Consider the following 23,782-nt stretch of genomic DNA (forward strand, 5'->3'; position numbering starts at 1 on the left):
CGGCGGGTTGATGAGGACGGATTTTGTCTGCGTGTCATCGTATCTCTTGACGTCGGGGGGGGCGTCGGACGGTTGGGCAGTCGGGAAGCGCCGAGCGCGGCGGCGCGGTTCCTGGTTCTATAATCGCGCTTTGCCATTCCAACCGTGACATTCAAGGCGAAATCCGATGACGCTGTCCGCGACCGCCCTCGACGAACTCGACCGTAACCTGCTCGCCCTGCTGCGGGTCAATGCGCGCGAGAGCACGGCCAATCTGGCGCGCCGTCTCGGCGTGGCGCGCACGACCGTGGTGGCCCGCCTGACGAGGCTAGAGCTGGCGGGCGTGATCGCCGGCTATACGGTACGACTCGGGCAGGACGCCGCCGGAGGCGGGTTGCAGGCCTGTGTCGGCATCAGCGTGCAACCGCGCTCCGGGCGCGACGTGTTGCGGCGCCTGAACAAGATGCCCGAGATTCACCTGCTGTGCACCGTCAGCGGCGAGTTCGATTACGTGGCATGGCTGCACGCGGCGTCGGCAGACCAGCTCGACGCGCTGCTCGACACCATCGGCGAGATCGACGGCGTCACCCGGACGACAACGTCGGTCGTGCTCGCCCGCAAGATCGACCGGGGGGGCGTGTTGCCCTGAGCATCGCCCAGTAATTTTTCGTAAACGTCGGCCAAGAATCGCGCCGCGCGCCCGCTGGCGCTCGCGCTGTGCTCGAATTTCCCGTTCATCCCCGTGTTGCCTTGACTTCGTGGTTTGTCTGACGAATGTGTTAGTGCTAAAATTACTGAGAATTGTTTGCATTAACTTCTTTGTCAATCTGGAGTGTGTATGCGCGTGAAATCCCTCGTGGCTGCGGCGCTGTTCGTCGGTGCAGCCACCCTGGCGAATGCCGCCGAATTTCCCATTGGTAAGCCGCTGAATGTGGCGGGCATGGAGATCAACACGGTGTATCTCCAACCGATCTCGATGGAACCGGCCGGCATGATGCGCGACGCCGCCAAGTCGGACATCCACCTCGAAGCGGATATTCATGCGATTGCCAAGAACCCGAACGGTTACGCCGAAGGCGACTGGATTCCCGGGCTGGAAATCACGTACAAGCTGCAAAAGATGAAGAGCGACGGCAAGACCCCCGAGGGCGCATCCATCGAAGGGTTGATGATGCCGATGGTCGCGAGCGATGGTCCGCACTACGGCGATAACGTCAAGCTGGCCGGTGTCGGCAAGTACAAGCTGACGATGGTCGTCAACGCACCGGGCACGCTGCAGGCGTTCGGCTGCAAGATGGGCGGCATGCCCGCCGCCGACGCCCACGCGGCGCACGGGGGCATGGGCCCGTGGTGCTTTGGCCGTCACGTCGACAAGGAAACCGGCGTGGGTCCGTGGTTCAAGCCGGTGACCAAGGAAGTGGATTTCACTTTCTCGGGAATTGGCAAGAAGGGCGGGTACTAAGTCGCCCGCATGAATTTGACTCGGCGTTGGCCTGCGGGCCGGCGCTGTTTTCGTTTGGAGCGGAAGAATGAATCAGCGCATCGCGCGCCTGCTGGCCACGATGACAGCCGTGGTGGCGACTTTGTTCGTGCTGGCGGGGCCGTCGCTCGCGCGCGCGGACGACTTGCCAACCTTCAGGCTGGAAATGAACAACGGCAAGCTCAACCCGGCGCGCATCGAGGTGCCGGCCGGCAAGCGCATCAAGATTGAAGTGCACAACACCGGCACGAACGCTGTCGAGTTCGAGAGTCTGCAACTTCGCAAGGAAAAGGTGTTGGCACCGGGTGCGCAGTCGTTCGTGGTGATCGCGCCGCTGCAGCCGGGCGAGTACAAGTTTTTCGACGATTTTCACCAGCAGGCACAAGGCGTGATCGTTGCCAAGTAAGCGGGCGGAAGTCGTTCTGGATAGTCGGTAAGACACGCATCACGAGAGGAATCAAACGATGGGTCAGGTCATGTTCATCGTCTGGCGCGAAAGCGTCGAGGCATTGCTGGTTGTCGGCATTCTCCATGCCTGGCTGGCCAACCCGGAGCACGGTGCCAAGCGCGGCCTGCCTTATCTGTGGGGCGGTGTGGCGCTCGGGATTGCGGCGGCCGTGGCGCTGGGCGCCGCTCTCGTTGGTTTTACCGAGGTGCTCTCGGGCGACGCGCAGGACTACTTCCAGACGGCCATGGTGCTGGTCGCCTGCGTGCTGATCGTGCAGATGGTCTTTTGGATGAAGCGCCACGGGCGAACGCTCAAACGCGACATGGAATCGTCGCTGCGCAAGAGCCAGGATCAGGGCACCTGGTGGGGCGTGCTCGTGCTGGTGGCGCTGGCCATTGCCCGCGAAGGCAGCGAGACGACCATCTTCCTGTACGGCATCGGCTTCGGCCAGCAAGGCAGCGTGCCGCCATCGATGTGGCTCGCGGTGCTGATCGGTTTCGCCCTGGCACTCGCCACGTTCTGGCTGCTGCAACTGGGCGGAAAGATCTTCTCGTGGCGCCTGTTCTTTCGCGTGACCGAAATCATGCTGCTGTTCCTCGCCGCCGGGCTGCTGGAGTCCGGGCTCGATCGCCTGATCTCGCTCGAGCTGGTGCCGACGCTGGTCGATCAACTGTGGGATACCTCCGCACTGCTCGACGACACCAGCCCGTTCGGCAGTCTCGTCGCCACGTTGACCGGCTATCGCGCGCATCCGTCCGGCATGAATCTATTGGTGTACGGCATCTATTGGCTGTTCGTCTGGGCCTTGCTCAAGCGGGCTGATGGGCCGCTCAAGCAGGTCAGGCCCGCTTGAGCGGGCCGCAGGCATCGGGGGCGCAAATCTCGCCGGTGCACGACAACGGTCTGTTCGGACCGGTCGGTGCCAGCGTCACAAGCGCTCCGGCATTGGCAAGGTCCGCCAGCCTGACAAGGTTGTTTCCCCGACGTACGAGTTGAGCATGAGCATCGCCATACCTGTCCCGAACCGACTGGCCCGCGCAGGGCTTTGGATGCAACGCCATGGCAAGCTGATTCGTGGCGTGCAGTGGGGCATCGTGCTCGTGTACGCGTTCCTCATCGGGGTGCCGGTCATGTTGCCGCTGCCCGACGAGACGGCGCACATCCTCAATAACCTCACCGTCTTCGCGCAGTTCACTTTCTGGGGCATCTGGTGGCCGTTCGTGCTCATCAGCATGGTCTTGATGGGCCGCGTATGGTGCGGGGTGCTGTGCCCGGAAGGCACGCTCTCGGAATTCGCGAGCCGTCACGGACGCGGTCGCGCCATTCCACGCTGGATGCGCTGGGGCGGCTGGCCGTTCGTGGCCTTTGCGGGTACCACGCTCTACGGCCAGATGGTCAGCGTCTACCAATATCCGAAGGCCGTGTTGCTGGTACTCGGCGGTTCCACCATCGGCGCGATGGTGATCGGCTATTTCTACGGCCGCGACAAACGCGTGTGGTGCAAGTACCTGTGCCCGGTCAACGGCGTGTTCTCGCTGCTCGCGCGTCTGGCACCGTTCCACTTCAAGGTCAACGAAGAAGCGTGGCGTCGCTCGTATCACACCAACGGCCACAAGATCATCCCGGTCAATTGCGCGCCGCTCGTGCCGCTGCGCAACATGAAGGGCGGCGCGCAATGCCATATGTGCGGGCGCTGCGCCGGGCATCGCGACGCCATCGCGCTCACGGGCCGCTCGCCGAGCGACGAGATCGTGAAGTTCGGCGCGACGGAGAACAACAGTGTGTGGGACAGCGTGCTCGTCATGTATGGCCTGCTTGGCGTGGCCATCGGCGCCTTCCACTGGACGGTGAATCCGTGGTTCGTGGCGACCAAGACGATGCTCGCCACATGGCTCATCGACCGCGACATCATGTGGCCGTTCGCGACGAACGCGCCGTGGTTCGTCTTTACCAACTACCCCGCACAGAGCGACGTCTTCTCATGGCTCGACGGCGGCATGGTCGTCACGTACATCCTCGGCAACGGTCTGCTGCTGGGCTTGGCGTTCACGACGATCTTCGCGCTGGCGAACCGGGCGATGGGGCCGTGGCAGACCTCGCGATTCAATCACCTGGTGCAGTCGTTGATTCCGATTGCCGGGGCCGGGGTGTTCATCGGTCTGTCGGCCACGACGATCAGCCTGCTGCGCGCCGAGCATCTGCCGGTGTACTGGGCGAACGATGTGCGCGCTGCGATCCTCGCCGCGACCACGTTGTGGAGCCTGTGGCTTGGCTGGCGCGTGACCGGGCGGCATGCGCGCTCGCTGGGGCGGCGTCTGGCCGGGATGGCGGGTGTCGTGGCGGCGCTGGCGCTGGTCAACTGGCTCTGGCTGTTGATGTTCTGGATCTGGTGACGTTCGGGGCGCGTCGATTGTCGCGCCTCAGGCCGGTGGCCTACAATGGCGCCACCGGTCTTTCTGTGTAACGCTCATGTTGCTCGCTCAACGTCTCCCGCTGTATTTCCGCCTCGTTCGTCTCGATAAGCCGATCGGCACCGTGCTGCTGCTGTGGCCAACGCTTGCGGCGCTGTGGATCGCTTCGAATGGGCATCCCGACCTCTGGCTGCTCGCGATCTTTACGCTCGGCACGTTCCTGATGCGCTCGGCGGGTTGCGCCATCAACGATTACGCCGACCGCGACTTCGACAGGTACGTCAAACGCACGAAGGAGCGGCCGATCACGTCGGGACGCATTCGTGCCTGGGAAGCGGTGGCCGTGGCGGCCACGCTCGCGCTGGCGAGCTTTTTGCTGATCCTGCCGCTCAACGCGCTGACCAAGTGGCTCTCGATCCCGGCCCTGTTCGTGGCGGGCACCTATCCGTTCACCAAGCGCTTTCTGGCGATTCCGCAGGCGTATCTCGGCGTGGCCTTCGGTTTCGGCATTCCGATGGCCTTCGCCGCAGTGCAGGATCAGGTACCGGTCATCGCATGGGTGCTGCTGCTCTCGAATGTATTCTGGTCGGTCGCCTACGACACCGAATACGCAATGGTCGATCGCGACGACGACCTGAAGATCGGCATCAAGACCTCGGCGATCACGTTCGGACGCTTCGACGTATTGGCGATCATGCTCTGCTATGCAGGGGCGCTCGGCATTCAGGCGGGGGTGGGCGTGTATCTCGGCTTCGGCTGGCCGTTCTGGCTCGGCATGGCGGTGGCGGTGAGCTTCGCGATCTATCACTACTTCCTGATTCGCGCACGCGAGCGCATGCCTTGTTTTGCCGCCTTCCGTCACAACAACTGGCTCGGTGCCGCCGTGTTCGCAGGCATCGCGGGCCACTACTTGTTGGCCGCGCGGGCATAGGTTGGCGTGTCGATGGGAAGGTCGGCGCGAACGACGACCGGTGAAATGAAAAACGGACCGCATGCGGTCCGTTTTTCGTTCCGGCAGACCGGCGAATCCGTCGGCCGTTCCGCTCAGGCGTCGCCCAACTCGTCGCCAAGTTCCTTGGCGCGGGTATTGGCCGCATGCACGCCGCGCACGATTGCCGCCTTGATGGCGTCGCGCTCGAACGAGCTGAGGGCAGCAAACGTCGTGCCGCCCTTGGACGTCACACGCTCGCGCAGCACGCTCGCGGGTTCGCTCGACTGCGCCGCCAGTTGCGACGCGCCGGTAAACGTGGCGATGGCCAACTGACGTGCCTGCTCGGGCGAAAAGCCCAGCTCGTTCGCGGCTTGCTCCAGCGCTTCGATGAAATAGAACACGTATGCCGGACCGCTGCCCGAGATGGCCGTCACGGCGTCGAGCTGGCTTTCCTTCTCCACCCAGACGATCTGGCCGGCCGCACCGAGCACGGTCTCGGCGCGCTTGCGCTGGTCCGAATCCACCCCCGACAAGGCTGCCAGACCCGTGATGCCCATGCCGATCAAGGCGGGGGTGTTCGGCATGCAACGCACGATCTGATTGTGGCCGCCGAGCCAACGCGCGAGATCGGACGCGCGAATGCCCGCCGCGATGCTGATCACCAATTGACCGATCAGGTGCGGCTGGAGCGCTTGTGCGACGTCCTTGAGCACTTGCGGTTTGACGGCCAGCACGATCGTGTCGTAATCGCGCAGGCGATCGTTGGGCGCGCTGGCCGTGTCGACACCGTACTGCTTGACGAGACCGTCGCGCGTCGATTCGTTGACGTCGATCGCGAGAATGTCGCGCGGGGCCGTGCCGCGCTTGACGAGTCCGCCGATCAGGGCATTGGCCATGTTGCCGCCGCCGATGAATGCAATTCTCATAACCATCCTTTGCGTTGCGTGAGTCGTTACCGTCGTTACCTTTTGCCGCGGCGAGTCGTCAAAGCGCGCTCACCGCCAAGGCGCGCCGCGATCAGGCGCGTGAGCCATAATCGCGTGCGCCGAAAATCGCGGTGCCGATTCGCACCATTGTCGCACCCTCGGCAATCGCCGCCTCGAGATCGCCCGACATGCCCATCGACAGCGTGTCGAGCGGCAGACCGTCGGCGCGCAAGGCGTCGAACACATCGCGCACGGCCTTGAACGGTGCGCGTTGGCGGGCCGGATCGGCTTCAGGCTCGGGAATCGCCATCAGGCCGCGCAATCGTAAATTCGGCAGCGCCGCGATGGCGCGTGCCACGGCGGGCACGTCGGCAGGCGCTACGCCGCTCTTGCTGGCTTCGCCGCTGATGTTGACCTGCAGGCACACCTGCAAGGGCGGGAGGTCTGCCGGTCGCTGCGCACTCAGCCGCTCGGCGATCTTCAGGCGGTCGACCGAATGCACCCAGTCGAAGTGTTCGGCCACCGGCCGCGTCTTGTTGCTTTGCAGTGGGCCGATGAAATGCCATTCGAGCGGTTCGCCATTGACCGTCTCGCCGGACAACGCGGCGATCTTGTCGAGCGCCTCCTGCACATAGTTCTCGCCGAATGCCCGCTGGCCAGCCGCGAGCGCGTCGCGTACGGCATCGGCGCCAAAGGTCTTCGAGACGGCGAGCAAGCGCACGCTGTCCGCTGGCCGGCCGGCGGCGGTGGTGGCGCGGGCAATGCGGGAGAGCACGTCGTCGAGATTCGCGGCGATGGTCGACATGAGGCAGGGCGGAGCGTCAGTGAGGGGGTGTCTGTGGCGCGGGGGCGCGTTGCAACGGCGTTGCGGATCAACGATTATAGCCGTGCCCGCACGCGAGGTGCTACCCGGGAAAAACGAGGTGCTACCCGCGCCGGGGTTCCGGACGGGAAGGCACAACGCACGCGGCACGGCGCCGGCGCGCGGCTTGTGGCAGACTGCGCGGTGCCAACCATCACTCGGAGCCAGAGATGAGCGCGAATTCGCAGACAGTTTACGATTTTTCCGTCCAGACGCTCGCGGGCGAGACCGTCAGTCTGTCGCATTATCGCGGCAAGGTGCTGCTCATCGTCAACACGGCGAGCGAGTGCGGGTTCACGCCACAGTACGCCGGCCTGCAAGCGCTATACGAACAGCTTGGCCCGCGCGGGTTCGAAGTCCTCGCGTTCCCGTGCAATCAGTTCGGCAAGCAGGAGCCGGGCGACGCGCAAGCCATTCGCAGCTTCTGCGATCTGCGTTTTCACGTCACGTTCCCGATGTTCGCCAAGGTCGACGTCAAAGGGCCCGACGCCGCGCCGCTCTACGCCTACCTCACGCGGGAGAAGCCCGGCGTGCTGGGCACGAAGGCAATCAAATGGAATTTCACGAAGTTCCTCGTGGATGCGACGGGGCAGGTCGTGGCGCGCTATGCTCCGACGGCGAAGCCCGAGGACATTCGCGCCGATATCGAGAAACGGCTCCCCGCTTGAGCGGCGCCGTGGCCTGACCGGGTCGCCCCGGACAGGCTATCGCGCGGATCGGTTCAGCGCCCGAAGCGCTCGAGAATCCGCTGCCATTGACGCACGATGGCCCCCCGCGACTCGGCAAGGCGACGTGTCGGGCTCGCCCCCTCGCGCAGTGCCAGCTGCGCGCCGACGTCGCTGCTCAGCGCCAGCCAGCCGGACGTCTCCACCACGTACACCTGCCCGGCACTCAGCGCGATGGCCTCTCGCCAGACACCCCCCGACAGCCAGCGCGGCGCGAGGCTGACCGCCACCTGACCTAGCTGGACATGGAATACCGTGCCACGGCTTGCATACGCATGAAACGCTTGCCCACGCGCCAGCGCGAGAGGGAACGCTCGTGTGCCGGACGTGGCGCCGTCCATGCCGGCCGGATGGGAGGGGACACGAGAAAGGGCAACGCGTTCTCCTGGTGAGCTGGCATCGCCGTGACTTCGCGCAAGACGGGCGTCAGGGCGCAGGGGAGACAGCGAAGGCAATGCGGACGGCGGCGGGAAGGGGGGCTTGGCCATGTGGGACTCCGGGGCGTTGAACGGGTAAGGACAGCCTATCGACCGCCGCGCCGCCCCGGTAGGCACACAGTTACCCGGTTTCGCCCGCAACAGAAGGGTCCCCGGCAATCTGTTACGATCAAGAATCGCTGAATCTGTATCTGTTATGGTCACGTGCGATGCACGATCATCTGCGCATGGATGCCGCCACTCTCCCTCCCCCTCTCGCTGCCGCGGACGACACATCGCTGACCTCGGACGTTCCGAGGCCCCCACCCGTGGCCGTCCCGCGGGAGCGCGTGCCCCTCTACCGCCGACTCGCGGGTCACTATCGACATGCCATCGACGTGGGTACGCTCGCGCCGGGCGACCGCATGCCGAGTGTTCGCACGTTGATGGAGCGGCATCAGGTCAGCTTGTCGACGGCGCTGCAGATGTGCCGTCATCTGGAGGCGCAGGGCCTGCTCGAGGCGCGTCCCCGCTCGGGCTACTTCGTGCGCGCACGTGCGCGGGCGAGTCTCGTACCCGTGGCCGAGCCGCGGCCGTGGATGCCCGATCTGCTGCAATATGTGGGCATCAACCAGCGTGTGTCGTCGATCCTCGCGCGAGGGCTTCAGGCGGACGTCAAAATCAATCTCGCCGTGGCCCACGGTTCGCCGTCGCTCTATCCGGTCAACGCGTTGCGCCAGGCCACGATTCGGGCGTTGCGCGATCACCCGATGCTCTATGGCACACCGCCGCCCGGCGGTGGCGAAGCCCGTTTTCGCGCGGCGATTGCGCGGCGAGCCCTGGAAGCGCGCATGCACGTCAATCCCGAGGAGATCGTCGTCACGCATGGCTGTATCGAAGCGATCAATCTCGCGCTGCGTGCGGTGGCTGGCACGGGCGACGTGGTTGCCGTCGAGTCGCCCACGTATTACGCGCTGTTGCAGACGCTGGAGAGTATGGGCATGCGCGCACTCGAAATTCCCACGAGTCCGCAGACCGGCATCTCACTCGAAGCGCTCGAACTGGCAAGCGAGACCTACGACAACATCAAGGCGATCATCGTCGTGCCGCATTTCCAGAATCCGCTCGGGTCGGTGATGCCCGATTCGCACAAGGCACGGCTTGTGAAGTGGGCGGCGTCGCGCGGGATTGCGATCATCGAAGACGACACCTATTCGGCGCTGGGCGACGACGGTAACGTGCCGGCCGCCGTTCGTTCCTGGGATACGACCGGCAACGTGATTCATTGCGCATCGCTGCACAAGACGCTGGCGCCGGGCATGCGGTTGGGCTGGATCGCGGGCGGCAAGTGGCAGGGGCGCGTGGAGATGTTGAAGTACGCGCAGACGCGTCCCAACGAAGCGCTCGCCCAGATCGCGATGGGCGAGTTTATCGACTCGCCGCGCTATGACCGCCATCTGCGGCATTTGCGCGCCCAGTTGCGCGAGCATCGTGCGGCGATGGCCGAAGCGATCGCGACCTACTTCCCTGCGGGCACGCGACTGACGTTGCCCGCGGGCGGATTGAGTCTGTGGGTCGAGATGCCGGGCGGTGTCAGCTCGGAGTTACTGTTCGACGCTGCACTCGCCAAGGGGATTCGCGTAGCGCCGGGTAGCCTGTTTTCCAACTCGGCACGCTACGACCACTTTCTGCGCATCAACGGCGGGCAGCCGTTCACGCGTGAGGTCGACGCGGCGGTGCGCACGCTCGCGTCCGAGATCGCGCGATTGCTCGACACGAAGCGTTGAGCGCACCGAGCGAGATTGCCGGACTTGGCGCCCCCGCGGGGGCATCCTGCTCAGAACTCCGGATACATCCGTCCCGGATTGAAGATACCGGCGGGGTCGAACACCGACTTTAGATTGCGGTGAATGCGCATGACCGGTGCGGGCAGCGGCGTGAAGACGCTCACGCCAGGTTCGCCGTAGCGGAAGAGCGTGGCGTGCCCGCCGTCCTGCCGTGCCGCCGAGCGCACGATTTGCGCGTCGGCGTCGGTGATCCACCAGCGCTGTGCGCCGCCCCACTCGATGAGTTGCTTGCCCGGCAGCCGGTGCGGCTCGGCCGTCGAAGGCACCGCCAGGCGCCACAGCGCCTGCCCGGGTCCCGCGTCGGCGAAGAAGTTGTCGGTCTGCTCGCGGATGGCGTGCCAGAACTTGGCCGCATGAATGGCGTCGACCAGCTCCCCGCCCATCTTTACACGCGCGGCCTTGATCCCCGCCGACGCGCCCGCCAGACGAATCACCAGCAAGTCGTTGCGCCACGCGCTGCCGGTGATCGGCAGCGGTTGCCCGCCCCATTCGTTGAGCTTGCGCACGGCGTCGATGGCGTTCATTTCGAATTGCAGCGTCAGCTCGGCAAACGGTTGCGGCAGCACCTTGAGCGACACCTCGAGAATGAGGCCCAGCGTGCCGAGCGAACCGGCGAGCATGCGCGAGACGTCGTAACCGGCGACGTTTTTCATCACCTGCCCGCCGAAGTTCAGCACATGACCCCGACCGTCCATCAATTTGGCCCCGAGCACGAAGTCGCGCACGGCACCCACGGCACTGCGGCGCGGCCCGGCAAGCCCGGCGGCCACCGCACCGCCGAGGGTCGCGCCGTGGCCGAAATAGGGCGGCTCGAACGGCAGCAACTGATTGCGTTCTGCGAGCGCTGCTTCAATGTCGGCCAGTGGCGTGCCGCAGCGGGCGGTGATGACCAGTTCCGCCGGGTCATAGGCGACGATGCCACTGTAGTCGCGCGTGTCCAGCACGTCGCCCACGCGTTGCTGGCCGTACCACGCCTTGGTGCCGCCCCCCCGCAATTGGAGGGGCGCGCGGTGCGCCGTGGCGTGCTCGATGACGGCGCGGAAGTGCTCGAGAGTGTCGTTCGTATCGGTCATCAGCTGGGTTCTGGCGGCGGTGGCAGGTCGGATTGATAAGGCCCCAGCTCGCTGCCGCAATCCTTGCAGTAGCGGGCGTCGGGGTCGTGCCCTTCGGTGTGGCACTGATGGCAGGTGCGCGTGGTGATCGCCTTCTTGCGCATGGCCGAATGAATTTCGGCACCCATGATGCCGGTGGGAATCGCAATCACGCTGTAGCCCAGCAACATGACGAAGCCGGTGATCGCCTTGCCCAGTCCGGTGACGGGCACCACGTCGCCATAGCCAGTGGTCGTGAGCGTGACGATGGCCCAATAGATGCCGACCGGAATGCTCGTGAAGCCATGTTCCGGCCCCTCGATGATATGCATGAGCGTGCCGAAGATCACCACGATGATCGAGATGAACCCGAGAAACACGAGGATCTTGCGGCGCGCGTTGTAGAGCGCAATGCTGAGCACGCCGGCTTCGTTCACATACGCCGTGAGCTTGAGAATCCGGAACGCACGCATCAGGCGCAGCAGGCGCACGTCGATCAGGCCATGCAGCTCGGGCACCAGAATCGCCAGGTAGGTCGGCAGGATTGCGAGCAGGTCGATGATGCCGTAAAAGGACAGCGCGTAACGTAGCGGCCGGTGCGCACTGAGCAGCCGCGCGAGGTACTCGGCCGTGAAGAGCAGCGTGAAGAACCACTCGAGGATCGCCATCGGCAGCGAGGCCGTGGCTTGAACGGCCGGCACGCTCGACACGATGACCGTGAGCACCGACAGCACGATGGCGATGAGCAGCGCAATGTCGAAGAGCCGCCCTTCGCGCGTGTCGGCCTCGAAGATGATGATGTAGAGCCGCTGCCGCCAATCGTGTGGCAGCCATTCCGACAGCGCTCGCATGTCAGAACCTCGGCAGGTCGGGATGCGGTAACAGACCGCCACGCACATGCAGCTTGCCGTATTCGGCACAACGCGCGCGCGTAGGGATCCCCTTGTCGGGATTGAGCAGCCCGACCGGATCGAAGGCGCGCTTCACCCCGAAGAACGCGTCGCGCTCGTCGGGCGAGAACTGCACGCACATCGAGTTGATCTTCTCGATGCCCACGCCGTGCTCACCTGTGATCGTGCCGCCGAGTTCGACACAGGCTTCGAGAATGTCGCTGCCGAACGCCTCGGCACGGTGCCACTCGTCGAGGTCGTTGCCGTTGAAAAGAATGAGCGGATGCATATTGCCGTCTCCCGCGTGAAAGACGTTAATACAGCGCAATCCGTACTGTTGTTCCAGACCTTCGATGCGTTTGAGCAAGGTCCCAATCGCACGGCGCGGAATCGTGCCGTCCATGCAGTAATAGTCCGGCGATATGCGCCCGGCCGCGGGGAATGCGTTCTTGCGTCCCGACCAGAAGCGCAGACGCTCCTCTTCACTGCGGGAAATCTGTAGCCGTGTCGCGCCCGAGGTGCGCAGCACGTGGGAGATGCGCATGATTTCCTCGGCGACTTCTTCCGGTGTGCCATCCGATTCGCACAACAGGATGGCGGCCGCTTCGAGGTCGTAACCGGCGTGCACAAACGACTCGACGGCCTGGGTGGCCGGCTTGTCCATCATTTCCAGGCCCGCCGGGATGATGCCCGCCGCGATGATCGCGGCCACGGCGTTGCCGCCGGTCTCCACGTCGTCGAAGCTCGCCATGATGATCTGTGCCGTCTGCGCCTTGGGCACCAGCTTGACGGTGATTTCGGTGACCACGCCGAACATGCCCTCGCTGCCGATGAAGACCGACAGCAGATCGAGTCCTGGCGCATCGGGGCCAAGCGAGCCGAATTCGATGGCCTCGCCGGACATCGTGATGGCGCGCACGCGCAGCACGTTGTGCACGGTCAATCCGTACTTCAGGCAGTGCACGCCGCCGGAATTCTCCGCGATGTTGCCACCGATGGTGCAGGCGATCTGCGACGACGGATCCGGCGCGTAATACAGGCCATAAGGTGCGGCGGCTTCCGAGATCGCCAGATTGCGAACGCCGGGCTGCACCGTGGCAGTGCGCGCATAGGGATCGACTTCGACGATCTTCTTGAACTTGGCAAGCGAGAGCACCAGGCCGTCGGAGATGGGCATCGCCCCGCCGGACAGGCTGGTGCCCGCGCCGCGCGGCACGACCGGGATGCCGAGCTGATGACACGCCTGCAGAATGCGCTGCACCTGCGATTCCGACTCGGGCAGCACAACGGCGAGCGGCACACGACGATACGCGGCGAGACCGTCGCACTCGTACGGTGTGGTGTCTTCGCGTCGATGCAGAATGCAATGCGGCGGCAGGATCTGCGCGAGCGCATCGAGCAAGTGACGCTGGCGCGTGGTCAGGGCGTCGGCATTCTCGGTCGCGGCACCCGCCGGAAGCGGGCCGGATTGACCTTGCGGGGTGGCGGGGGCGTTCATGCGGCGTTCAGATCGCCGGGTGCAGCTGGAAAATCTTGCCCGGATTGAGCAGATTGTGCGGATCGAGCGAAGTCTTGATCGCCCGCATGACGTCGATCGCGCCTTCGCCATGCTCGGTTACGAGGAAGCCCATCTTGTGCAGGCCGACGCCATGTTCGCCAGTGCATGTGCCGCCCATGCGAATTGCTCGCTCGACGATGCGCTGGTTGAGTTGTTCGGCCTCCTTGATCTCTTCAGGCTTGGCCGGATCGATGAGGATAGCGACGTGGAAATTGCCATCGCCCACGTGTCCCACGATCGGGCAGGGCAAACTCGACGCCCGCAGGTCTTGCTCGGTTTCGCCCACACACTCGGCCAGACGCGAGATCGGCACACAAACGTCCGTGGTCACCGCGCGGCAGCCTGGCCGGAGTTGCAGCATTGCAAAGTACGCGCTATGCCGCGCGCTCCACAGACGGTTGCGGTCTTCCGTGCGGGTGGCCCATTCGAAACCGGTACCGCCGTTGTCCTTGGCCAGTTCCTCGACGGTTTGCGCTTGCTCCTTCACGCCCGCATCGCTGCCGTGAAATTCGAAGAACAGCGTTTGCGTCTCGGGCAGCGTCAGCTTGGAATGCTTGTTGATCGCGCGCACGGCCAGCGCATCGACGAACTCGACGCGAGCGACCGGCACACCCAACTGAATCGTCTGAATGACGCAGTTCACGGCGTCCGTCATGGTGGGGAACGCACAGATCGCGGCGGACACAGCCTCGGGCTGCGGATACAGACGCACCGTCGCCTCGGTAATGATGCCCAGCGTGCCTTCGCTGCCGACGAACAGGCGCGTCAGGTCGTAGCCGGCCGAGGACTTGCGGGCGCGCGTACCGGTGTGGATCACGCGGCCGTCTGCGAGCACGACGGTCAATGCCAGCACGTTCTCGCGCATCGTGCCGTAGCGTACGGCGTTGGTGCCCGACGCGCGCGTGGCGCACATGCCGCCAATGCTGGCGTCGGCGCCCGGGTCGATCGGGAAGAACAGGCCGGTGTCGCGCAGTGCTTCATTGAGCGCCTTGCGCGAAATGCCCGGTTGCGTGGTGACGGTCAGGTCTTCGGCGTTGATCGAGACGACCTGATTCATTTCCGAGAGGTCGAGCGACAGGCCGCCCTCGACGGCGAGCAGGTGACCTTCCAGCGACGAGCCCGCGCCGTACGGAATGATGGGGACGTTGTATTTGGCGCACAGCTTGACGATCTGCGACACCTCGTCGGTGCTGTGCGCGAAGGCGACGGCATCGGGCAGCATGGGATCGAACGGAGACTCGTCCCGGCCGTGATGTTCGCGCAGCGCCGCTTGCGTGCTCACGCGCTCGCCCAGCAGCGCTTGGAGCTCGGTGAGCAGCACGTCGGGGAACGCCCGCTTGGCGGCGAACGGCAGGTGGGGATGATTCACGGCTTTCTCCTTCGGGTCTCCGGGCGGCCAGCGCCGGTCGGCGGTGGCAGGCTCCAAATCGGTGGCGGGGTCTCGGGCATGGGGTGCAACGACAATACTTCGGTGCGCACGCCCTGACGCCTTATGAGCGGGGATTTTACGCTGTGGCGGCGTTTTTCCCCACCCTTTGCGTCATATCATACGGACTTGCCGCCAATGCGCGCCATCGGAATCGCCCGAAAAGTGGCCATCCGGGGCCTGCGCGGCGCATTTCAATCGATGAAGGCAAGTGGCCCCCGCAGCCGGATTGCGTGCTGGCGGGCAAGCGATGCCGCAAGGGGTAGAGAGCAGAAGATGGGGAATCGTTTGAGCAAGATCGTCACGCGCACGGGCGACGGCGGCAAGACCGGCCTCGGGGACGGCGCGCGCGTGGACAAGTTCAGCCCGCGTATCGTCGCCATCGGCGAGATCGACGAGACCAATTCGCACCTCGGGGTGCTGCTGTGTGAAGACTTGCCGCCGGACGTGCGCGCCGTGCTTCTCGACGTTCAGCACGATCTGTTCGATCTCGGCGGAGAACTGAGCATGCCGCGTCACACGCTGATCGGCGATGCCCAGGTGGCCAGGCTCGACGGCTGGCTGGCGCATTACAACGCCGATCTGCCGCCGCTCAAGGAGTTCATCCTGCCGGGCGGCACGCGCGCGGCAGCGCTGGCGCACGTGGTCCGGACCGTTGCCCGAAGGGCGGAGCGCGCCATGGTGGCGCTGGGCGTCGAGGAGACAGTGGCCCCCGCGCCGCGTCAGTACATCAATCGCCTGTCCGACCTGATGTTCGTGCTCGCTCGGGTGCTCAATCGGGCTGGTGGCGGCACTGACGTGCTGTGGCGGCGCGATCGGTCCGAAGGCAACTCATAACCACGACGCGACCGGCTGACCGCGCCCCAGGCCCGCGGGAATTCGCGGGGAGGGTGGAGCGGCGGGGAGCGCGGGGAGGCGGGCAGAGCGGGCGGCCACCGGCCGCCCGCCACATCAATTGCCTGCGCCGCGTGCCAGACGACGCGCACGCACGGCATCGGCCAGCGTATCGAGCACCTTCAGACTGTCTTCCCAGTCGATGCAGGCGTCGGTGATGCTCTGGCCGTAGGTCAGGGGCTTGCCGGGCACATGGTCCTGACGCCCGGCCACGAGGTTCGACTCGACCATCACACCGATGATCCGGTCGTCGCCGCCGGCGATCTGGCGGGCGATGTCCTCGCAGACCGGGATCTGGTTTTCATGCTTCTTCTGGCTGTTGGCGTGCGATGCGTCGATCATTACGCGCGCGGCCAGGCCCGACTTGGCGATGTCGTCGCAGGCGGTCTGCACGCTGGCGGCGTCGTAGTTCGGCGTCTTGCCGCCCCGCAGGATCAGATGACAGTCTTCGTTACCCGCGGTCGACACGATGGCCGAATGGCCGCCCTTCGTCACCGACAGGAAATGGTGCGGCTGCGACGCGGCCTTGATGGCGTCGACGGCGATCTTCACGTTGCCGTCGGTGCCGTTCTTGAATCCGACCGGGCACGACAGGCCCGATGCCAGTTCGCGGTGCACCTGCGATTCGGTGGTGCGCGCGCCAATGGCACCCCATGACACGAGATCGGCGATGTACTGCGGGCTGATCATGTCGAGGTACTCGGTGCCGGCGGGCAGCCCCAGTTCGTTGATCTGGGCAAGCAGGTCGCGCGCGAGGCGCAGGCCGTCGTTGATCTTGAAACTGTTGTCCATGTGCGGGTCGTTGATCAGACCCTTCCAGCCCACCGTCGTGCGCGGCTTTTCGAAGTACACGCGCATCACGATTTCGAGTTCGCCTTTCAGGCGCTCGCGCTGTTCGACCAGGCGCGCGGCGTATTCCATCGCGGCTTTCGGATCGTGGATCGAGCAGGGGCCGATGATGACGACGAGACGGTCTTCCATGCCGTGCAGCACGCGGTGGATGGCGCCGCGCGAGCGATGGATGAGGTCCGCGCTCTTGTCCGAGCATGGGTATTCGCGAATCAGATGCGCCGGCGGCGTCAGTTCCTTGAGTTCGCGAATACGGACATCATCGGTGTTGTGGGGAGGCATGGCATTTCTCCTGCGCAGTTCGAACTGCGGTTCGTTTCTCGGGATTCGGGTCAAAAAAAAACCGCCAGGCTGTCTGGCGGTTTTTCAGGATTCGTTTCGGTGCTTACTGCTGCAACTGCCCCTCTCCTTCCGCCAGCGGTGTGAGAATCGCAAAAAAATAAAAGTAAGACGGATGGGCGGTCATGAGAGATGTGTTCAACATTGCATTGCACGCATTTGCCGTGCACTGGAATCACTTTATACGCCTAATCGAATGACGCCGCAACCGCAGGGGCCGCTAATCGGCTGGAAAACACGCGGATTTTACGTATTTCAAGGCGTCAAATTGCATCAAATAATCGTGTTTATCGAAAAACACGCGAAAACGCCCGGTTTGAGCCGGGCGCTTTGCTATGCTTGACGCATTTTTTGCGGTGCGCCATCCGACGCGTAACATGGCACGCGCCGCCAGCCTTACGCCGTGCCGCCGACCGTCATGTTCTCCATGCGCAGCGTCGGTTGACCGACGCCCACCGGCACGCTCTGGCCTTCCTTGCCGCACACACCCACGCCCGAGTCGAGCGACATATCGTTGCCGATCATCGTGACGTCCTTGAGCGATTCGGGCCCGTTGCCGATGAGCGTGGCGCCCTTGACCGGGTACGTGATCTTGCCGTCCTCGATCATGTAGGCCTCGGACATCGAGAACACGAACTTGCCATTGGTAATATCCACCTGGCCACCGCCGAAGTTCACGGCGTACAACCCGCGCTTGACCGACGCGATGATTTCCTCGGGATCCTTGTCGCCGCCGAGCATGTACGTGTTGGTCATGCGCGGCATCGGCAGTGCGGCATACGACTCGCGCCGGCCGTTACCCGTAACCGGCATCTTCATCAGACGCGCGTTCAGGCTGTCCTGCATATAGCCGCGCAGAATCCCGTCTTCGATGAGCGTGGTGCACTGCGTCGGATTGCCTTCGTCGTCGATGTTCAGCGAGCCGCGGCGGTTGGACAGTGTGCCGTCGTCGACCACCGTGACGCCCTTGGCGGCGACACGCTCGCCGAGGCGTCCGGAGAAGGCCGACGAGCCCTTGCGGTTGAAGTCGCCTTCCAGACCGTGGCCGATGGCTTCGTGCAGCAGCACGCCGGGCCAGCCCGGCCCGAGCACGACTGTCATCGCCCCGGCCGGTGCCGGGCGGGCGTCGAGCTTGACGATCGCGCCGTCGACCGCTTCCTTGACGTATTTTTCGAGCAGATCGTCGGTGAAGAACGCGTAGTCAAGACGCGCCCCGCCGCCACTGTTGCCCATTTCACGGCGGCCGTTGGATTCGACGATGACCGTGACCGACACGCGCACCAGCGGACGCACGTCGGCGGCGATCACGCCGTCGCTGCGCGCGACCAGCACGACGTCGTACTCGCCGGCCAGCCCCGCCATCACTTGCGACACGCGTGGATCGCGTGCGCGCGCGAGCTTTTCGATGCGTTCGAGCAACGCCACCTTGCCGTTTGCGTCGAGCGAGGCGAGCGGATCGGACGGCAGGTACAGCCCGTGCCCGCTGGTATTCGAGAGCTTGCTACCGACCTTCACACGCCCGCGTCCGGCCGTGGCGATGCTGCGCGTGGCCGCGGCGGCGTCCTTGAGCGCGATGTCGGAGATGTCGTCGGAGTAGGCGAACGCCGTCCGGTCGCCCACGATGGCACGCACGCCCACGCCTTGATCGATCGAGAACGACCCCGATTTGACGATGCCTTCCTCGAGGCTCCAGGCTTCGCTGCGTGTGTATTGGAAATACAGGTCGGCATAGTCCACGCGGTGCGTGAAGATGTCACCCAGTGCGCGTTGCAGGTGGCTTTCGTCAAGGCCGTACGGCGTGAGCAGCAGCTCGCGGGCCGTGGCCAGGTTCTGGATGCCGGTGTCGATGATTTTCATGCGGTGTCAGGCCAAGGAAATATGTTCGATAGATGAGGGCGGAGATAGCGAAATCAACCCTGCAGCACGCCAGGCCGCCCTGCGCGCACGCCAGCACGCGGCACGGATGCGCGACGGCCCGTGGTCGACAGGGGCCGCGGGTACGACGCCGAGCGTACCGTCGCCCATGGCACGGGGCAACTCGGGAAAACGCAGGGCGTCGCCACCCGACCGGCCCATGCGGCCATCGAAGACCCCGGCAAGGCGTGCTTCCAATGTCCGTATGGCAACGCCGGCGCGGCGGTGGACTGTGCGGTAGACGGTGTGTCGGGACTCGTCATGTCATCGGTGGATGTGGCGCGGAACCGTGTCTCCGGCATTTCCGGCGAATAAAGCGGCATATGGCACATACCGAACGTCTCAGGCATCTCGGAAATGCCCTCAGTTGCCGCGCATGCCGGACAGTTGCGCGCTGTTTTGCGCGCCGGGCAGCGCTTCCGGGGATGGCACGATCTTACTCTTATTGCCGTCGGCTTGTTCGATGATGGGATTGTCCCAGGATCCGCTCACATGGTAGGTCGTCGAGAGCGTGCGCGAGAGCTGCTCGCCCAGCGCCAGTTGCGCGAAAAACGAACCGATGCCCAGTGCCGGGTTGACAATCGCCCACGCGAGCGACGCTGACGCCGCATTGATCTTCGGCAGCACCAGCACGGTCAGGTCCTGCGTCTCGCGCGCGAGGTCGGTATGACCGTCGATCCTGATGGTCGCGGCATTGGCATTGATCGTCAGATCGGTGGTGTTGGCCACGCCACCCTGCATCGTGGCGTTCCCGTCGATGCTGTCGAATGGCAGGCCGCTGCCGATCACGCTGCTGAAATTGAACGTCAGGAACTTGGCGAGTGTCTGCACGGAAAAAATGCCCAGCAGCTTGGCCAGTCCGGGGTCGGCCTTCAGGATCTGCCCGCGCTTGAGATCGATCGTGACACGGCCGCCGAGCGTCGGGTAGTCGATCGCGTCGGGACCACCTCGCCAACCGAAACGGCCCGAGACCGTCCCCGAGCCGTCCTTGACGGTCTTGGGCATCCCCAGGCGGTCGAGCAGGCCACCCGCGTCCTTCACGTCGAGATTGAAGTCGAGCATGGTGCGGCGCGGCACGTCGTCGCTCGCCGCGGGGGCTGCGCGGCGACGCGAGGTGCGCCAGTTGCCCTTGACGTTGAGCGTGGCGGCGCTGTTGCTGAGCGAGAGTTGGGTGAGTTGCCACACGGGCACGCCGTCCTCGATATCGTTGTGCGCGTTCAATTGCAGCCGGCCCAGCGGCTTGTCGCGCAGCACGAACTCATTGGCCACGACGTCGATGGCCGGGAACTCGTCGCTCGGCTCATCGAGCACTTGGGTGAGGACATCGTTGCCGTGGTCCTCGCGCGGAATCACCAGCTTCGCGAGCCGCGCGCGCAACGTGCCCGACGGGTTCTTCGCATCGGGCGCATGCCACTCGGCAAAGCCGGAAACGAGGTCGGAGGCCAGACTGACCTGCCAGTCGCGATCGCTGCGCTGGGCGCCCACCACCAGTTCCGGCCACTGGCGCGACATCAGGCGCACCTGCTTGGCATGCAGGGCGAGACGCGTCGGCAGGTAGGGCGTGAGCGCGCCGAACTCGTCGCGCGCCGTCGTGACTGTGGCCGACGGCCCCGCCGGGGCGGGGGGCGTGCCCGGGGCGCTTTGGGGGGCTGGCGCGTTGGCGGTCCCGGCGTCGCTGGTGAGCGACGCGATCACGCTTCGCCAGGCGTCCACGTCGAGCGTATCGAACTGGGCGGCTGCCTGAACCCCCTCGCGCGGCGCGGGCACGGGCTGGTTGATGCCGATGCCGCCACGCAGCACCTCCACGCGCGCGGGGTTTCCGGCACTCCCGCCGCTATGCTCTTGCACGTAATTGCCTTGAACGCTGCCGACGGCGAAGTCGAGTGTATCAATGCGACGGCCGCCCGGACTCGGCTGGGGACGCAGCGTGAAGCGCGCGGGCAACGAGGTCTCCGCACGCTTGCCGAGCGGGGCGGGCAGGTTGACGGCCAGGCCGACGAGCGTGGATTGGACCGCCACCTCGGTCATGCCTTGGCGCACCGTGACCGTTGCCGAATAGGGCGTGCCGCCCGTCATGCGCTTGGCCAGTTGCGCCAGTGAGGCGCTTTCCTGATTGTCGCGCAGGCCTTGCGCGCTCAACGTGCCGCCAATGTTCAGCGCGATGGTGCCGTCGCTGCGACTGCCGCCGGACGCGCGCAGGTCGCCGCCGAGGAACGTGCCGCGCAGATTGTCGAGCGAAATGCCGCGCTCGGTGAACGCGAGTTCCCCGTCCACGGCGCCGAAGGTCGGCAGGCCGTTCAGCAGTGTGATGTCGTTGCGCAGGAAGCGCGCGCGGCCCGTGACCTTGGACCGATCGGTGTGATCGAGCGGCATCGACAACTGCATCGCGAGCTGTGTGGTGCCGCTCGCGCGTGTTTCGTCGGTAAAGTCGCCGATCCAGTGCCCCACCGGGCTGCCGTTCAGGTACTTCACGAAGTCGGCCGCCGGGCCGCGCGCGTCGCCCTTGAGGGTGAGCACGGAATCGTCCTGTCCGATGTCGTTGATGTCGCCCACCACCTGGGTGAGCGTGACGCCGAAGACTGTGCCGCTGTCGATGGCGATATGCAACTTGTCGGCGTCGAAGCGCAGATTGCCGCGCACCTTGTCAAAGGCCGGCCAGACTTCCGTGTGGCCGGGGCGCACCGGCGACGGGTTGAAGGCGACGTCGACCAGCGGAATGTCGATGCGGAACTTGCCGCCGCCCTTGCCGTACGGGAAGTTGTCGAGATCGCCCTGTACCGCGAAGGGCGCGTTCTGCACCGTGCCAGCGAGCAGCGCGCGTTGCAGATAATCCCGCACGCTCGCGCCGATGTCGGTCGGCAGATAGCGCGGCACCGCGCTGGCGCTCGCGCGCACAATGTTGCCCTTCAGGTCGACGATGCCATTGCCCTTGCCGCCATTGCGCCACGTGCCGGTCACATCGCCCGTCAATTCGGCGTTCTGCAGGTGCAGGGCGTCCACGCGCACCGCTACGTCCGCCGGGGCGTCGCGTTGCGTCGCCGAGTGCGAGACGCGCCACGACGTGCGCGCGGTGAGCGTATCGAGATCGATGCGCGGCTGGTCGAAGCGGCCGGGAAAGTCGAGCGCGGCGTGCTTCGCGTTGAGGGTCAGGCTGCCGCGCGACTGATCGGCGTCGATGTGCCCGCTCAGATTGGCGAAGCCCGGGCGTCCCGCATTGGGCGACCCCGGATTCGCCGGCGGATGCTCGCTCGGTGCGCTGTCGACACCGAGATCTTCAAAGTCGGCGACCACCCGATAGCGTTCGCGCTCGGGCGGCAGTTGCCGGATTCCCGGCAGGTCGCGCCAGTTGCCCGGGCCGTGCGGCTTGGGGGCCTGGTAGCTGATGTCGAAATTGGCCAGTCTGCCGCGCGGCCGAAAACTCGCGAGCGCGTCGCGTGTTTGCGGGGCGAGCGGCAGCGACGGCACGAGCGCCATCGCGGCGCCGATGTCGAAGCGCGGGCCCGCAAAGGTGGCGTGCAGTCCGTGCTCGTTCGTGCCCGGCGCGTAGGTGCCGCGCAGATCAGGCACGTCGAGCGTCGGCCGGCCTGCGGCTTGCAATGTCAGATCGCGGGCGCGCAATTGCCAGCCGGCGTCGGCGTGGGGCGTTACGCGGGTCACGTCGATCCGGCCCTGCGTGGCGTCGAAGGTGAGCGGCGGCAAATCGTCGGCCAATTGCACCGACGTATTCGCTCCCGCGGCGCGCAGCGTCGCCCCCGTGATCGCCCCATCGTCGAAGTCGACCCACGCCCGCGCGGCAACGCGACCGCGCGTGTCCTTGCCCGGCAAGTCGACGTAGCGGGCCAGTTCAGTCAGGTCGAGCGTGCCGACTTCGCCGTAGAGCTGACCGCGCCACCGTTTGACTTCGCCGGGGCGAGCAAACAGCGGATTCGTGAATCGCGCCCGGATGTCGAGCGGTGCCACGATGCCCGTCGGCGGCGTCGCCTGCATGCCGAAGCGATGGTCGAAGCCTCGATTGCGCAGCATGGCGTTGACCTGGGTGACGACGACGTCGGGCGCGTTGCGCGTGGCATCGCGCCAGCGCAAGGTGCCGTTGCGGATCACGACGCGCGACTGACGCATGAGCCAGTCGGCGGCGGTCGAGTCGGTCGCGGCGCCGCCGCCCGTCACCGGCATGCCCGCGACGAGAATCGAGCCGTCGGTGAGGCGTTCGATGGTGAGATCGGGTTCGGACAACGTGAGGTTCGACAGGCGCACGTCGAGGTGAATCAGGCTGGTCCACGAGAGCACCGCATCGAGGCGGTGGAGCGTCAGGCTGGGCTCGGCGGGCGGTGGCGCCCCGGGCGGCGTGTCCGGCGAGGGGCGTGCCGCGCGCGTCGCGGGTGCCGTTCGAGCGCTGAGCGAGGGTGCGCGCGCGGCGGGGGGGCGGCGCGTGATGCGAACGTCTTCGAGCGTCAGGTAAGGGTGCCAGCCGTGCCAGACGGCGTCGATGCGGCCGATGGTGACGGGCAGGCCGATGGCACGCGAGGCAGCCGCTTCGATCTGCGCTCGGTAGTCCGACACGCGCGGCAGGATGACGTACCGGGTTGTGAGGACGACGGCGCCAAGTCCGAAATAGGCGATGACGACGAGCGCCAGCAGCCATTCCAGGCCCAGTCGCAAGCCACGCGGCAGTGACGAGAACCAGGACCGGTTGCCGGTGGACGAGGCGGGCGGCTTACGGTCGGTCATGCTGCGCGTCTACGAGGGAATGTGGTAGTTTCTGTGGCAAAGACTGTAACACAAGCCCAAGGCCGCCC

Annotated in this window: 21 protein-coding genes; 11 read left to right on the forward strand and 10 right to left on the reverse strand. The window is 65.4% G+C overall.

Annotated elements, in window-relative coordinates:
* The first annotated feature begins 166 nt into the window (after positions 1-166).
* The 6 genes from PanNE5_RS11750 (at position 167) to ubiA (ending at position 5,249) form a co-directional block, all read left to right on the forward strand.
* Positions 167-628 carry an Lrp/AsnC family transcriptional regulator gene (locus PanNE5_RS11750; protein ID WP_261938028.1) on the forward strand — a complete coding sequence of 154 codons (462 nt, stop codon included), beginning with the start codon at positions 167-169 and terminating at the stop codon, positions 626-628.
* A 189-nt stretch (positions 629-817) separates the two neighbouring features.
* Positions 818-1,441 carry an iron transporter gene (locus PanNE5_RS11755; protein WP_017235836.1) on the forward strand — a complete coding sequence of 208 codons (624 nt, stop codon included), beginning with the start codon at positions 818-820 and terminating at the stop codon, positions 1,439-1,441.
* A 100-nt stretch (positions 1,442-1,541) separates the two neighbouring features.
* Entirely contained in the window at positions 1,542-1,865 is a 324-nt protein-coding gene (locus tag PanNE5_RS11760) for a cupredoxin domain-containing protein (protein ID WP_051060359.1), read from the forward strand.
* 58 nt (positions 1,866-1,923) lie between these two features.
* Positions 1,924-2,760, forward strand: coding sequence for an FTR1 family protein (locus PanNE5_RS11765; protein WP_261938029.1), 837 nt, complete (start codon positions 1,924-1,926; stop codon positions 2,758-2,760).
* Positions 2,761-2,956: 196 nt separating this feature from the next.
* Positions 2,957-4,300, forward strand: a complete 1,344-nt coding sequence (locus PanNE5_RS11770) for a 4Fe-4S binding protein (protein WP_150562730.1) — start codon at positions 2,957-2,959, stop codon at positions 4,298-4,300.
* A gap of 76 nt (positions 4,301-4,376) precedes the next feature.
* Complete coding sequence (ubiA, locus tag PanNE5_RS11775) at positions 4,377-5,249, forward strand: 4-hydroxybenzoate octaprenyltransferase (RefSeq protein WP_017235832.1); 873 nt, start codon at positions 4,377-4,379, stop codon at positions 5,247-5,249.
* A 113-nt stretch (positions 5,250-5,362) separates the two neighbouring features.
* Here the strand turns inward: ubiA and proC are convergent, their stop codons facing one another.
* The gene (proC, locus tag PanNE5_RS11780; protein WP_017235831.1) at positions 5,363-6,175 is read right to left on the reverse strand and encodes a pyrroline-5-carboxylate reductase; all 813 of its coding nucleotides are present in this window, start codon (positions 6,173-6,175) and stop codon (positions 5,363-5,365) included.
* 91 nt (positions 6,176-6,266) lie between these two features.
* Positions 6,267-6,980: a YggS family pyridoxal phosphate-dependent enzyme gene (locus PanNE5_RS11785; RefSeq protein ID WP_150562584.1), complete on the reverse strand. Its 714-nt coding sequence runs from the start codon at positions 6,978-6,980 to the stop codon at positions 6,267-6,269.
* Positions 6,981-7,207: 227 nt separating this feature from the next.
* Between PanNE5_RS11785 and PanNE5_RS11790 the strand changes: the two genes are divergently transcribed.
* Positions 7,208-7,705 carry a glutathione peroxidase gene (locus PanNE5_RS11790; RefSeq protein WP_017235829.1) on the forward strand — a complete coding sequence of 166 codons (498 nt, stop codon included), beginning with the start codon at positions 7,208-7,210 and terminating at the stop codon, positions 7,703-7,705.
* 53 nt (positions 7,706-7,758) lie between these two features.
* On the opposite strand, the gene PanNE5_RS11795 is transcribed toward PanNE5_RS11790, so the two are convergent.
* A complete protein-coding gene (locus PanNE5_RS11795; RefSeq protein WP_261938030.1) occupies positions 7,759-8,250 on the reverse strand; it encodes a hypothetical protein in 492 nt (163 codons plus the stop codon).
* A gap of 176 nt (positions 8,251-8,426) precedes the next feature.
* On the opposite strand from PanNE5_RS11795, the gene PanNE5_RS11800 reads away from it, so the two are divergent.
* Positions 8,427-9,965 (forward strand): PLP-dependent aminotransferase family protein, encoded by a 1,539-nt coding sequence (locus PanNE5_RS11800; RefSeq protein WP_410007524.1) that lies wholly within the window; start codon positions 8,427-8,429, stop codon positions 9,963-9,965.
* A gap of 50 nt (positions 9,966-10,015) precedes the next feature.
* Here the strand turns inward: PanNE5_RS11800 and glcE are convergent, their stop codons facing one another.
* The 4 genes from glcE to PanNE5_RS11820 are packed head-to-tail and all read right to left on the reverse strand — an operon-like array spanning position 10,016 to position 14,933.
* The gene (glcE, locus tag PanNE5_RS11805) at positions 10,016-11,098 is read right to left on the reverse strand and encodes a glycolate oxidase subunit GlcE (RefSeq protein WP_150550739.1); all 1,083 of its coding nucleotides are present in this window, start codon (positions 11,096-11,098) and stop codon (positions 10,016-10,018) included.
* Positions 11,098-11,967 (reverse strand): ion transporter, encoded by an 870-nt coding sequence (locus PanNE5_RS11810; protein WP_017235824.1) that lies wholly within the window; start codon positions 11,965-11,967, stop codon positions 11,098-11,100. Before PanNE5_RS11810 ends, glcE begins: the two co-directional genes overlap by 1 nt.
* Before the next feature lies 1 nt (position 11,968).
* Positions 11,969-13,504, reverse strand: a complete 1,536-nt coding sequence (locus tag PanNE5_RS11815; protein WP_017235823.1) for an FAD-linked oxidase C-terminal domain-containing protein — start codon at positions 13,502-13,504, stop codon at positions 11,969-11,971.
* A gap of 7 nt (positions 13,505-13,511) precedes the next feature.
* Complete coding sequence (locus PanNE5_RS11820) at positions 13,512-14,933, reverse strand: FAD-binding oxidoreductase (protein ID WP_261938032.1); 1,422 nt, start codon at positions 14,931-14,933, stop codon at positions 13,512-13,514.
* Positions 14,934-15,266: 333 nt separating this feature from the next.
* Here PanNE5_RS11820 and PanNE5_RS11825 point away from each other — a divergent pair, with 333 nt between their 5' ends.
* Complete coding sequence (locus PanNE5_RS11825) at positions 15,267-15,827, forward strand: cob(I)yrinic acid a,c-diamide adenosyltransferase (protein WP_261938033.1); 561 nt, start codon at positions 15,267-15,269, stop codon at positions 15,825-15,827.
* A gap of 114 nt (positions 15,828-15,941) precedes the next feature.
* Here the strand turns inward: PanNE5_RS11825 and aroG are convergent, their stop codons facing one another.
* Positions 15,942-17,015, reverse strand: coding sequence for a 3-deoxy-7-phosphoheptulonate synthase AroG (gene aroG, locus PanNE5_RS11830; protein WP_017235820.1), 1,074 nt, complete (start codon positions 17,013-17,015; stop codon positions 15,942-15,944).
* On the opposite strand from aroG, the gene PanNE5_RS11835 reads away from it, so the two are divergent.
* Positions 17,014-17,415: a hypothetical protein gene (locus tag PanNE5_RS11835; protein WP_150562590.1), complete on the forward strand. Its 402-nt coding sequence runs from the start codon at positions 17,014-17,016 to the stop codon at positions 17,413-17,415. The two genes, aroG and PanNE5_RS11835, sit on opposite strands and share 2 nt — an antisense overlap.
* Before the next feature lie 53 nt (positions 17,416-17,468).
* On the opposite strand, the gene tldD is transcribed toward PanNE5_RS11835, so the two are convergent.
* Positions 17,469-18,929, reverse strand: a complete 1,461-nt coding sequence (gene tldD, locus PanNE5_RS11840) for a metalloprotease TldD (RefSeq protein WP_017235819.1) — start codon at positions 18,927-18,929, stop codon at positions 17,469-17,471.
* 120 nt (positions 18,930-19,049) lie between these two features.
* Here tldD and PanNE5_RS11845 point away from each other — a divergent pair, with 120 nt between their 5' ends.
* The gene (locus PanNE5_RS11845) at positions 19,050-19,301 is read left to right on the forward strand and encodes a hypothetical protein (protein ID WP_261938034.1); all 252 of its coding nucleotides are present in this window, start codon (positions 19,050-19,052) and stop codon (positions 19,299-19,301) included.
* 48 nt (positions 19,302-19,349) lie between these two features.
* On the opposite strand, the gene PanNE5_RS11850 is transcribed toward PanNE5_RS11845, so the two are convergent.
* Positions 19,350-23,714 carry a YhdP family protein gene (locus PanNE5_RS11850; RefSeq protein WP_261938035.1) on the reverse strand — a complete coding sequence of 1,455 codons (4,365 nt, stop codon included), beginning with the start codon at positions 23,712-23,714 and terminating at the stop codon, positions 19,350-19,352.
* Positions 23,715-23,782 lie beyond the last annotated feature (68 nt).

The sequence above is a fragment of the Pandoraea sp. NE5 genome (assembly GCF_024363545.1).
Lineage (GTDB): Bacteria > Pseudomonadota > Gammaproteobacteria > Burkholderiales > Burkholderiaceae > Pandoraea > Pandoraea cepalis.

Bases quoted from the DNA above. Each gene is read 5' to 3' on its own strand.
- PanNE5_RS11750 (WP_261938028.1), top strand. From the start codon at position 167: ATGACGCTGTCCGCGACCGCCCTCGACGAACTCGACCGTAACCTGCTC.
- PanNE5_RS11755 (WP_017235836.1), top strand. From the start codon at position 818: ATGCGCGTGAAATCCCTCGTGGCTGCGGCGCTGTTCGTCGGTGCAGCC.
- PanNE5_RS11760 (WP_051060359.1), top strand. From the start codon at position 1,542: ATGACAGCCGTGGTGGCGACTTTGTTCGTGCTGGCGGGGCCGTCGCTC.
- PanNE5_RS11765 (WP_261938029.1), top strand. From the start codon at position 1,924: ATGGGTCAGGTCATGTTCATCGTCTGGCGCGAAAGCGTCGAGGCATTG.
- PanNE5_RS11770 (WP_150562730.1), top strand. From the start codon at position 2,957: ATGCAACGCCATGGCAAGCTGATTCGTGGCGTGCAGTGGGGCATCGTG.
- ubiA (WP_017235832.1), top strand. From the start codon at position 4,377: ATGTTGCTCGCTCAACGTCTCCCGCTGTATTTCCGCCTCGTTCGTCTC.
- proC (WP_017235831.1), bottom strand. From the start codon at position 6,175: ATGAGAATTGCATTCATCGGCGGCGGCAACATGGCCAATGCCCTGATC.
- PanNE5_RS11785 (WP_150562584.1), bottom strand. From the start codon at position 6,980: ATGTCGACCATCGCCGCGAATCTCGACGACGTGCTCTCCCGCATTGCC.
- PanNE5_RS11790 (WP_017235829.1), top strand. From the start codon at position 7,208: ATGAGCGCGAATTCGCAGACAGTTTACGATTTTTCCGTCCAGACGCTC.
- PanNE5_RS11795 (WP_261938030.1), bottom strand. From the start codon at position 8,250: ATGGCCAAGCCCCCCTTCCCGCCGCCGTCCGCATTGCCTTCGCTGTCT.
- PanNE5_RS11800 (WP_410007524.1), top strand. From the start codon at position 8,427: ATGGATGCCGCCACTCTCCCTCCCCCTCTCGCTGCCGCGGACGACACA.
- glcE (WP_150550739.1), bottom strand. From the start codon at position 11,098: ATGACCGATACGAACGACACTCTCGAGCACTTCCGCGCCGTCATCGAG.
- PanNE5_RS11810 (WP_017235824.1), bottom strand. From the start codon at position 11,967: ATGCGAGCGCTGTCGGAATGGCTGCCACACGATTGGCGGCAGCGGCTC.
- PanNE5_RS11815 (WP_017235823.1), bottom strand. From the start codon at position 13,504: ATGAACGCCCCCGCCACCCCGCAAGGTCAATCCGGCCCGCTTCCGGCG.
- PanNE5_RS11825 (WP_261938033.1), top strand. From the start codon at position 15,267: ATGGGGAATCGTTTGAGCAAGATCGTCACGCGCACGGGCGACGGCGGC.
- PanNE5_RS11835 (WP_150562590.1), top strand. From the start codon at position 17,014: ATGGCATTTCTCCTGCGCAGTTCGAACTGCGGTTCGTTTCTCGGGATT.
- aroG (WP_017235820.1), bottom strand. From the start codon at position 17,015: ATGCCTCCCCACAACACCGATGATGTCCGTATTCGCGAACTCAAGGAA.
- tldD (WP_017235819.1), bottom strand. From the start codon at position 18,929: ATGAAAATCATCGACACCGGCATCCAGAACCTGGCCACGGCCCGCGAG.
- PanNE5_RS11850 (WP_261938035.1), bottom strand. From the start codon at position 23,714: ATGACCGACCGTAAGCCGCCCGCCTCGTCCACCGGCAACCGGTCCTGG.